9 protein-coding genes and 1 pseudogene are annotated in these 9,745 nt (G+C 70.7%); 2 read left to right on the forward strand and 8 right to left on the reverse strand.

The window, feature by feature from the left end:
- Positions 1-67: 67 nt before the first annotated feature.
- The 5 genes and pseudogenes from nirD to WMF17_RS42845 all read right to left on the reverse strand — a co-directional run bounded on the left by nirD (position 68) and on the right by WMF17_RS42845 (position 4,590).
- Entirely contained in the window at positions 68-466 is a 399-nt protein-coding gene (gene nirD / locus WMF17_RS42825) for a nitrite reductase small subunit NirD (RefSeq protein WP_437599329.1), read from the reverse strand.
- A 36-nt stretch (positions 467-502) separates the two neighbouring features.
- Entirely contained in the window at positions 503-3,043 is a 2,541-nt protein-coding gene (nirB, locus tag WMF17_RS42830; RefSeq protein ID WP_437646644.1) for a nitrite reductase large subunit NirB, read from the reverse strand.
- A gap of 356 nt (positions 3,044-3,399) precedes the next feature.
- A complete protein-coding gene (locus tag WMF17_RS42835; RefSeq protein WP_437651458.1) occupies positions 3,400-4,053 on the reverse strand; it encodes a response regulator in 654 nt (217 codons plus the stop codon).
- Positions 4,054-4,158: 105 nt separating this feature from the next.
- Positions 4,159-4,395: pseudogene (locus tag WMF17_RS42840) on the reverse strand (PAS domain-containing protein); the annotation flags it as partial.
- A 12-nt stretch (positions 4,396-4,407) separates the two neighbouring features.
- A complete protein-coding gene (locus tag WMF17_RS42845) occupies positions 4,408-4,590 on the reverse strand; it encodes a hypothetical protein (protein WP_437646646.1) in 183 nt (60 codons plus the stop codon).
- Between the two features lie 86 nt (positions 4,591-4,676).
- Between WMF17_RS42845 and WMF17_RS42850 the strand changes: the two genes are divergently transcribed.
- A complete protein-coding gene (locus tag WMF17_RS42850) occupies positions 4,677-5,606 on the forward strand; it encodes a ketopantoate reductase family protein (RefSeq protein WP_437646648.1) in 930 nt (309 codons plus the stop codon).
- Between the two features lie 51 nt (positions 5,607-5,657).
- Here the strand turns inward: WMF17_RS42850 and WMF17_RS42855 are convergent, their stop codons facing one another.
- From WMF17_RS42855 to WMF17_RS42865, 3 genes are all read right to left on the reverse strand, one after another.
- Positions 5,658-6,125, reverse strand: a complete 468-nt coding sequence (locus WMF17_RS42855; protein ID WP_437646650.1) for a hypothetical protein — start codon at positions 6,123-6,125, stop codon at positions 5,658-5,660.
- A 549-nt stretch (positions 6,126-6,674) separates the two neighbouring features.
- A complete protein-coding gene (locus WMF17_RS42860; RefSeq protein WP_437646652.1) occupies positions 6,675-7,784 on the reverse strand; it encodes a hypothetical protein in 1,110 nt (369 codons plus the stop codon).
- A gap of 318 nt (positions 7,785-8,102) precedes the next feature.
- The gene (locus tag WMF17_RS42865) at positions 8,103-8,828 is read right to left on the reverse strand and encodes a 16S rRNA (guanine(527)-N(7))-methyltransferase RsmG (protein WP_437646653.1); all 726 of its coding nucleotides are present in this window, start codon (positions 8,826-8,828) and stop codon (positions 8,103-8,105) included.
- Positions 8,829-9,109: 281 nt separating this feature from the next.
- Between WMF17_RS42865 and WMF17_RS42870 the strand changes: the two genes are divergently transcribed.
- Positions 9,110-9,667 (forward strand): DUF488 domain-containing protein, encoded by a 558-nt coding sequence (locus WMF17_RS42870; protein ID WP_437646655.1) that lies wholly within the window; start codon positions 9,110-9,112, stop codon positions 9,665-9,667.
- Positions 9,668-9,745: the final 78 nt, after the last annotated feature.

The following is a 9,745-nucleotide window of genomic DNA, read 5'->3' on the forward strand; positions in this document are numbered from 1 at the left end:
ACACACCGCGAACGGCGGCGTGCCCGTCGCGAAGAGAAAAGCGGCGCTGCCTCGCCAGCCCATCGGGTCAGCTCGCCGCGACGTACGGCTCTGCCGGGACCTGGACCTCGACGCGCCCGCCCCGGATCCGGGCAGGGTACACGGGGACGCGCACGCCCGGGTCGTCCAGGCACTGACCGGTGCGCAGGTCGAAGCTCTGCTTGTAGATCGGCGAGGCGATCTTGGGAATGCCCCCCTTGTCCCCGACGATGCCGCGCGAGAGGACGAACGCCTTGCTGAACGGGTCGAAGTTGCTGATTGCGTAGATCTCCTCGCCCTCGCCGACCCGGACCACCGCGACCTGGCGCCTCCCCACGAGCGCGCAGACGCCCGTGTTCGGGATGATGTCCTCGACCCCGCAAACCTCGACCCAGCCCTGGGTCGTGCCCTCGTTCCGGGGCGCTTCCGACGTGTGCAGCTCGTTCATGACGATCCCTCTCAGAAAAGGCCTGTCGACCTGCGGTCAGATCATCTCCTCGACGACGTTCGACTTCTCCTTCCAGGCCGCCGGGCGGTGCTGCGCCCGCTCGCTGACGAAGACGATGCTCCGGTCGGGCTCTCCGGCGTTCACGAACGGGCGGAACTGCTTGAGCTTCTCGGCGTCGGAGACCGCGACCTTCCACTCGCACTCGTAGGTCGCGATGAGGTGGGCCATCTCCTTCTCGAGCTCCTCGCAGATCCCGAGCGAGTCCTCGATGATGACCTGCTTGAGGTAATCCATGCCGCCCTCGAGGTTGTTGAACCACGTGGCCGTGCGCTGGAGCCGGTCCGCCGTGCGGATGTAGAACATCAGGAACCGATCGAGGTACTTGATGAGCGTCGCCTCGTCGAGATCCGCGGCGAAGAGCTGGGCGTGCTGCGGCTTCATCCCGCCGTTGCCGCAGAGATAGAGGTTGTAGCCCTTCTCCGTCGCGATGATCCCGAAGTCCTTGCTCTGCGCCTCGGCGCACTCGCGCGCGCAGCCGGACACCGCGGACTTCAGCTTGTGGGGGCTGCGCAGCCCCTTGTAGCGGTTCTCGACCGCGACCGCGAAGCCCACCGAGTCCTGCACGCCGTAGCGGCACCAGGTGCTGCCCACGCACGACTTCACGGTGCGGAGCGCCTTGCCGTAGGCGTGCCCCGACTCGAAGCCGGCGGCGATGAGCTCGCCCCAGATGTCGGGCAGCTGCTCCAGCCGCGCGCCGAACAGGTCCACCCGCTGGCCGCCGGTGATCTTCGAGTACAGGCTGTACTTCTTCGCGACGTGCCCGAGGGCGATGAGCTGATCCGGCGTGATCTCGCCGGCCGGCACGCGCGGGACCACCGAGTAGGTGCCGTCCTTCTGGACGTTGGCCATGAAGCGATCGTTCGTGTCCTGGAGCGGCAGGTGCTTCTTGTTCAGGATGTGCTCGTTCCACGTCGAGGCGAGGATCGAGGCCACCGCCGGCTTGCAGATCTCGCACCCCTTGCCCTTGCCGTGGCGCTCGATCAGGTCGTCAAAGGTCTTGATCGCGTGGATCCGGACAAGGTGATAGAGCTCCTGCCGCGAGTAGTTGAAGTGCTCGCAGAGGTAGTTCGTCACCGCGACGCCCGCCTTCTTGAGCTCCTTCTTCAGGATGTCGGTGATCAGCGTGGTGCACGAGCCGCAGCCCGTGCCGGCCTTCGTGTGCCCCTTGATGGCGGCGACCGTGACGTGCTTGTCGTCGCAGATGGCCGAGCAGATGGCCTTCTTCGTGACGTTCAGGCACGAGCAGATCATGGCGGTGTCGGGCAGCGCCTCGACCCCGAAGCCCGCCGGCTTCGCGCCGTCGCGCGCGGTGACGATGAGCTCCTCGGGGTCCGGCGGGAGCACGATCTTGTTCTGCACGAGCTGGAGCAGCTGCCCGTAGTTCGAGGCGTCGCCGACCAGGATGCCGCCGAGGAGGTGCTTGCCGTCCGCGCTGACGACGAGCTTCTTGTAGACGTTCGACGCCGCGTTCATGAAGCTGACCACGCGCGCGCCGGGCTGCGTCGCGAACGCGTCGCCGAAGCTCGCGACGTCCACGCCCATCAGCTTGAGCTTGGTGCTCATGTCGAAGCCGTTGAAGGTCTCCTTCCCGCCGGTGAGGGCGTCGGCCGCGACCTTGGCCATGTGGTAGCCGGGCGCCACCAGGCCATAGAGCTGGTTGCTGTAACTGGCACACTCGCCGATCGCGTAGATGTCCGGATCGGACGTCTGACAGCGATCGTTGATGACGACGCCGCCGCGGTTGCCGATCGCGAGATCGCACGCCCTGGCGAGCTCGTCCCGCGGGCGGATGCCGGCGGAGAAGACGATCATGTCGGTCGCGAGATCGGTCTGGTCGGCGAAGAGCATCCTCGCCACGCGGCCGCGCTCGGCGACGATCTCGGTGGTCGAGGTGTTCGTGTGCACCTCCACGCCGAGCGACTCGATCTTCTGGCGGAGGATCGTGCCGCCGGCGTCGTCCACCTGGAGGGCCATCAGCCGCGGCGCGAACTCCACGACGTGGACCTGGAGGTCCATGTTCTTGAGCGCGTTGGCCGCCTCGAGCCCGAGCAGGCCGCCGCCGATGACCGTGCCGACCTTCGCGCCCTTCGCGTGGGCCGCCATGGCCTCGAGGTCGTCGATCGTGCGGTACACGAAGCAGCCCTTCGTGTCCTTGCCCTTGATCGGCGGGACGAACGGGTACGAGCCGGTGGCGAGGATGAGCTTGTCGTAATAGACCGTCTTCCCCTTCGCGGAGGTCACGGCCTTCTTGCGCCGGTCGATCGATACGGCCTTGTCGCCCAGGTGGACGTGGATCCCCGCCTCCTCGTAGAGGCCGGGCTTCACCATCGACAGGTCATCCGCCGACTTGCCGCTGAAGAAGGCAGACAGGTTCACCCGGTCATAGGCGAGCCGCGGCTCCTCGCAGAAGGTCGTGATGTTCCATTCGCGCAGGAAGCCGCCGAGAACCATGTTCTCGATGAACTTGTGCCCGACCATGCCGTTGCCGATGACGAGGAGGTCCTTCTTCTTGCTCATGAAACCCACCTTTGGACCCGGTGAGTCCTTCTCACCGTCACTGCCGTACTGCCGTCCGAGCGACGGCGCCCGGCCATATTCCCGGACCAGAAACTGTCTACTGTGGGCTCTGTTTCACAACTGTTTCGCAGGAATAAATTGTGTGCCCAGCGGCGCGCTCGATCCCGGACAATCCCTCTGTTTCCTGCGCGTTTCGCGGTCGCGAACGAGCGTAACAGGGCTCCGCGCGAGGGCGATCCGAACAGCGTCAATGAAAGGAAAAGGGCGATTCGCCCGGAACAGGAGGAGACTGTTTCGTGTGTGTGTCGCTCCGCCGGAGCGAAACCATTGCAACTCTGAAATGGCCGGCGGGCCGGTCACCCGCGCGGGGCGGCCTCGGCGACGAGGGCGAGCAGCTGCGCCGTCGCGACCGGCTTCGTGAGGTGGGCGTCGAAGCCTGCCTCGCGCGAGCGGCGGCGGTCCTGGTCCTGCCCGTAGCCGGACACGGCGGCGATGTAGGAGCGCCGGAGCTCGGGCTCGGCGCGCAGGCGCCGGACGACCTCGTAGCCGTCCATCCCGGGCAGGCCGAGGTCGAGCAGGACGAGCTCGGGCTTCGACGCGCGCGCGCTCTCGAGCGCCGCCGGGCCGTCGTGCACCATCGAGACCGTGTGGCCGTGGAGCTGGAGGATGCGCCGCAGGCCCTCGGCGGCGTCGACGTTGTCGTCGACGAGGAGGACGCCCGCCCCGGAGCGCGGGATCTCGGTCGCGGGCGCCGCGGCGCTCTCCGCCGGCGCGCCCGCGAGGGGGAGCCAGACGCTGAGGGTGCTGCCCTCGCCGGGGCCGGGGCTCACCGCGTCGCAGGTGAGCGCGTCGGCGAGCGCCGCGGTGATGTGCTGGAGGCCGGCCATGCGCCGGCCGCGCTGGGCCAGCCTGGAGACGAGCGCTGCCTTGGCCGGATCCGCGTGCGCGATGACCCGCGCGCGGAGGGTGCCGTCCGGATCGAGCGAGTGGACGGAGCAAAAGGCCGCCATCGAGGCGACGGCGAGCTCGGCGACGCGCCGGTAGCTCGTGTCGCGGTCGAGCACCGGATCGAGCAGGGCCGTCGCGTCGGCCAGCAAGCGACGGGCCTCCTCGGCGCGCTTCTGTTCGCTGATGTCCGCGACGAGCGTGAAGAAGCCGCGCACATCGCCGCTCGCGCCGAGGTGCGGAATGTACTGGATGCGGACGTGGCGCCTGCCGCCCCTGCGGTAAACGAGCCGCGACTCGAAATCTTGCGGTTTTCCGCGGAGCACCGCGTCGATGTGCGGCTTCACGACGGCGTACGCGGCGTCGCCGATCACCTCGCGCACCTGCCGGCCGGCGAGGGAGCCGTGCGCTTCACCGAATCAGCGCTCGTAGGCCTGGTTGACGGTGCCGTAGCGCTCGTCGTTATCGACATAGGAGATGAGCGCCGGCAGGGCGTCGAGCAAGCGCTGAATCTGCCCGGCTTCCAGCGTCGTGCTGGGCTCGGCGCCGGTGTTCCTGCCGGCGCTGGCTTGAGCCAGGGGGGGAGCGTCCGGCCTATGCATCTCGGCTCATGCAACTCCGCAAACCGTGCTGGCGGCCACATGTCGGCTGTCTGCGCTCCGGTTCGAGCATGCTATGGTCGCCGCCGATGCGGATCCTCATAGTCGGCGCGGGCGCGGTGGGTGGCTATTTCGGGGCGAGGCTCGCCCTCGCGGGGGAAGACGTCACCTTCGTCGCGCGGGGCGCGCACGCCGAGGCGATGCGGTCGCGCGGGCTCGTCATCCGCACGCCGTCGGGCGAGCTGCGCACGCCGCCGCTCCGCGTGACCCCGCTCGACGGGGCGCGCGGGCCGTTCGATCTGGCGCTCATCGCCGTGAAGTGGCCGTCTCTCCCCGCCGTGAGCGCGGAGCTCCCCGGGCTGCTCGCAGCGGACGGCCTCGCCGCGCCCCTCCTGAACGGGCTCGACTCGGAGGACGCGGTCGCCCGCGAGGTCGGCGAGTCGCGCGTGATCGCCGCCATCGCGTACATGTCCGCGGGCCTCAGCGGCCCTGGCGAGATCGACACGCTCGCGCCGACGCGCGCCGGCCTCGCGCCGTACCGGCCCGGGCAGGAGGCGCGGGTCGAGGCGATCGCCGCGCTGCTCGAGCGCGCGGGCATCCCGGTCCGCCGGGGGTCGAGCTACCGCGCCATGCTCTGGGAGAAGATGGTCTGGAACGCCCCCTTCAACGCGATCTGCGCGCTGACCGGCCAGCGCGCCGGGGCGGCCGTGGAGCGGATGGAGGACCTCGCCCGGGCGGCGATGCTCGAGGTGATCGCGGTCGCGCGGGCGGAGGGGGCGGAGATCTCCGAGGCGACCGCGGACGCGATGATCGCCCTCACGCGCGCGGAGTTCCCGCTCACGGAGCCGTCGATGCTGCAGGACGTGCGCGCCGGCCGCGCGACAGAGGTCGAGATCCTCCAGGGCGCCGTGGTCGAGCGCGGGCGCCGGGCCGGCGTCGACACCCCGGTGCTGCGCACGCTCGCGGCCCTCGTTCGCGGCCTGTCGCCCCGGGCGAGCGCGCCGTCTGCCGCCGGGTAGGCCCCGGGCGCGCGGCGGGGCGGGGGCGGGCTCGCGACGTCGCATGTCGGCTCAGAACACGGTCCTGGCGGCGAGCCCCTTGCCCAAGGGGATGATCTGCACGGTCCCGACCTCGGTCACCGTGCGCTTCGCGGGGAAGATGAAGCCGCTCAGGATCTGCAGCGCGCCGATCGCCTGGCCGAGCCCGTTGGCCACGAGCAGCACCTTGTGGGTCGTCTCGGCGTTGCACTCCCGCTCGCCGCTGCACTCGCCGCGGGTGCCGAGGTCGATCCAGGGCCCCGCGATGGGCACCCAGAGCGCGCGGTCCGCGGGGTTGTCGCTGAGCGTCGCCACGACGGTCGAGATCCCGTAGGTGGTGCCGAGCACGGCGACGCCGCTCCAGATGAGCCCGCGGTTCGGCACGGAATCGGTGATGGTGACCTTGTCGCGCGTCTTTTCCTGAGCGTGCGCGGTCCCGGTGAAACCCATCGTCGCGGCCGCCATGACGGCGGCCGAGGTGAAGAGAGCGAGCTTGTTCATGCGGTCCTCCTGCCCGCACGGGCGTCTGAGCAAAGGGGATGCCGGCGCGGCGAGCGCTCCCGGCGTGGATGTCTTCGACGCGCGCGGCGCGCCACGCTCGAAGGGTCGTGTGGCGATCTGCCTCGCCTGAGACGGCGCGCCTCGTGGTGCTCGCGCTGAGAGGCGCAATCTACGCGGGAAACCGCCGCGCGTGCTCGCGCTCTTCCTCTTCCGCCGGCGGGATTGACGCTCGCGGGTCCGTCACAGGCTGAACGGTCCGAGCGCTCCAAACAACGCTGGAGCCCTCGAACGGACGGGCTCGCGCGAGGGCCGATCTGCGCGGAGGAATGGACGTGGAAGGAGAGGAGGCGGGAACGGTCGCGGGCATTCCTTCCCGTCTTCCTGTCTCCTGTTCGAACCCGGCGCTCAACCTTGAATGTGCAGAGAGGGTGACGCGACGAGAGGGGGGGAGTTCGAGGAGCCGGAAAAAGCGTGCGGACCGGAGGGCCTCATCCGCGGTGTACGCAGCGCTCGATGGAAGGAGAGGCCCGGGTCCGGGTGACTCGGCGATCAGCCGCCGCTGGCGCCGCCAGCACCGCCCGCGCCGCCAGCAGCACCGGTGCCGCCGGTGCCGCCGGTGCCGCCCGCGCCGCCGGCAGCGCCCGTGCCGCCGGTGCCACCCGTGCCGCCGGTGCCACCCGTGCCGCCGGTGCCGCCGGTGCCGCCGATGCCACCCGTGCCGCCGGTGCCGCCGGTGCCGCCGGTGCCGCCTGCGCCGCCCGTGCCGGCAGCACCACCGCCGCCGTCACCGCCGCCGGCGCCACCACCGCCGCCGCCGCCGCCCGTGCCGGCGTCGTCCAGCGGGAAGGCCGGATCGAGGCAGAAGAGGCCGTCCGGCGTCTCGCTGCAGACAGACCCATCTTTGCACTCAGCCCCGACTTCCTCGCACACGGGCGGCCCGAAGAGGCAGAAGCCCATGACGTTCGCGGCCGTGCCCAGGTTCACGCAGGAGAAGTACGGCAGCAAGCAGCCGCTGTGGCTCGTGCACGCATTGACGCAGAGCCCGAGGTCGCCCGGACCGGCGTCAGCATCGAGCGGGTAAGCGCAGAGGCCCTCCTGCAGACCTCCGCAGTCGAGGTTGGGATCGCCGTTGAGCCCGCAGAGCTCGGCGCACATGGCGACCTCCTCGGTGATGCCGACGCACCACCCCGAGCAGGGATCCTCGCCGCCCGCGCTCCGCTCGCACTGGGTGCCGTTGGCCTGCCCCGTCGTCGGCTCGTCGACGCAGACGCTCGACCGGGGATCGCACGCGCGATCGGTGCACTGGGCGTCCGTGCCGCAGCCCGGCAAGCAGACCGTCGCGCCGTCGTACACCTCACAGCGCAGCTCCTCGCGCCCCTGGCACTTGTCCGGATCGACGCTCGGGTCGCCCTCCACGAACGGGGGATCCCCCGGCATGCAGCCGAGCAGGCAGATGCCGCCGCTGCACACGCTGTCATCCCCTTCGCAATCGTCGTCTCCGCCGCACTCCTTCGTGCAGTACCCGCCCGCAGGGCCGCCGCCGAAGAAGTCGGTGGATGACTCCAAAAAGCAAATGCCGTCCGGGCCGCAGTCAGCGTCCGCTTCGCACGCGGTGCCGAGATACTTCGCGAGCTGCGAGCCGCCGCCGCTGGTGCTCACGGCGCGGGTGCCCGTGGTCGAGGACGTGGTCGAGCCCGAGGCCCCGGCCCCGCCAGCGCCATCGTCCGGATCGTCAGAGCTACAACCGATGAATCCTGCCGAGGTGGCGACCGCGGTGAGCAAAACCGCCGAAATGCGTTGGATTTTCATGCCTGTCTCCGGAGCCAAGAGGCGCTGCCCACGTCGGGCGCCTGCATGTGGTTTCCGGACAGTAACGGAATCGGTGCTGATTCGCCATACCGGACGAGCCGAGTGGGCCTCGACGCCGCGCCTCCGTGAAAGCGGATAATTCTCCGTGGAGGAGCTTTCCTCAGGATTTCAGTCCAACGACTGGCGGTCTGGCTCAGGCGATACCCGACCAGGCGATCCGGTGAGCATCGTGGTTTCTGGCACATACCGCACCGCCCTCCGATCGGCGCCGGTGAGCGGCCAGCGATACCGGAGATCGATCGCGGGCGCCCAGCCGGCGTGCGCCGGCGGCTCGTCGCGGGCGAGCAGGACCCAGATCTCGCGCCGATCCGCCGGCTCCTGCGCGGTGAGCGCCGCGCCGAGGGGCAGCCACGCGTCCGGCGCGAGCGTCGCGCGGGAGAGCGCCACCTCGAACGACCTCCCGGCCCGCACGAGATCCTCGCCGCGCGCGCGCTCGACCCGGGGCGGCTTCTTGAGCTCGCCTTCCTGGACCAGCGTGCCTATCGCCGTCCGCAGGAATGCGACGCGCTTCTGCAGGGGCTCGACGAGGGTCACCTCCAGATCCGGCCGCAGCACCGCGAGCGGCAGGCCGGGCGCGCCGGCCCCCGTGCCAACGTCGACGACGCGCCGCCCCTCGGGGATGTGCTCCGAGAGGAGCCGCGCGTCCGCGAGCATGAGGTCGGCGAGCTCGTCGGCGCTCCGCGCCGCCGTCAGATCGACCTTCGCGTTCCACCCCTGGACGAGCTCGAGCCAGCGCGCGAGCGCCTCGCCGGCGCGGGCAGGGAGGCTCGGCTCGCGGCCGGCGAGCACCGTGGCGATCTTCTCCGTCATCCGCGACGCGGCGCCCAGGGTCATGGCCGCAGTGGAGCACAGGATCCGGGGCGGATGCACCCGGGGGCGCGGCGCGAGCCCGACGACGCCGCCCGGCGGCCGGCAGGGGTCGCATGGGCCCGGAGAGAGTTCCCATGAAGGCGGGAAGATCCTTGAGCTTTTCTTCCCGCCTTCAGGGTCGAACAGGAGCACGACCCGCGCGCCGGCCGGCGCCGGGACGGCCCGAGGCCAGGGAGACCAGGAGCCCCGGCGAGCGCCTCCCGCGCACGTTGCCTGCGCGCTGCCGGGACGCAAAGCTCTCCCCCGTGGACACCGTCTTCACCGTCGGCCACGGCACCCGCAGTCTGGAAGAGCTCGTCGAGCTGCTCGGCGAGGGGCCGGCCGACACGCTCGTCGACGTCCGGAGGTTCCCGGGATCCCGCCGGTCGCCGCACCTCGGCCGCGCCGCGCTCGCCGAGGCGCTGCCCCCGCTCGGGGTGACCTACGTCTTCCGCGGCAACTCGCTGGGCGGCCGGCGGATCGGGCGGGAGGGCTCGCCCCACGTCGTCTGGGAGAACGCGAGCTTCCGGGCCTACGCCGACCACATGGAGACCGCCGCCTTCCAGCGCGCGCTCTCCGAGGTGGAGGCGGAAGCCCGGGCGGGACGGCGCATGGCCCTCCTGTGCGCCGAGACGCTCTGGTGGCGTTGCCACCGCCGCCTCATCGCCGACGCCCTCGTCGCGCGCGGGCTCGCGGTCGTCCACCTGCTCGGCCCCGGCGCGCGGGCCCAGCACACGCTGAACCCCGCGGCGCGGATCGACGGCGCCGGCCACCTGATCTACGACGTCGGCGCCCAGCGCAGGCTGCCGCTCGGCGGCGGGTAGTGGTCCTAATTCGACCCTGAAGCGGGAAGAAGAACTCAGGGATCTTCCCGCCTTCCTGCCTTCATGTGAACTCTCTCC

The organism is Sorangium sp. So ce362 (assembly GCF_051519845.1).
Taxonomy (GTDB): domain Bacteria; phylum Myxococcota_A; class Polyangia; order Polyangiales; family Polyangiaceae; genus Sorangium.

Bases quoted from the DNA above. Each gene is read 5' to 3' on its own strand.
- nirD (WP_437599329.1), bottom strand. From the start codon at position 466: ATGAACGAGCTGCACACGTCGGAAGCGCCCCGGAACGAGGGCACGACC.
- nirB (WP_437646644.1), bottom strand. From the start codon at position 3,043: ATGAGCAAGAAGAAGGACCTCCTCGTCATCGGCAACGGCATGGTCGGG.
- WMF17_RS42835 (WP_437651458.1), bottom strand. From the start codon at position 4,053: ATGGCGGCCTTTTGCTCCGTCCACTCGCTCGATCCGGACGGCACCCTC.
- WMF17_RS42845 (WP_437646646.1), bottom strand. From the start codon at position 4,590: ATGCATAGGCCGGACGCTCCCCCCCTGGCTCAAGCCAGCGCCGGCAGG.
- WMF17_RS42850 (WP_437646648.1), top strand. From the start codon at position 4,677: ATGCGGATCCTCATAGTCGGCGCGGGCGCGGTGGGTGGCTATTTCGGG.
- WMF17_RS42855 (WP_437646650.1), bottom strand. From the start codon at position 6,125: ATGAACAAGCTCGCTCTCTTCACCTCGGCCGCCGTCATGGCGGCCGCG.
- WMF17_RS42865 (WP_437646653.1), bottom strand. From the start codon at position 8,828: ATGACCCTGGGCGCCGCGTCGCGGATGACGGAGAAGATCGCCACGGTG.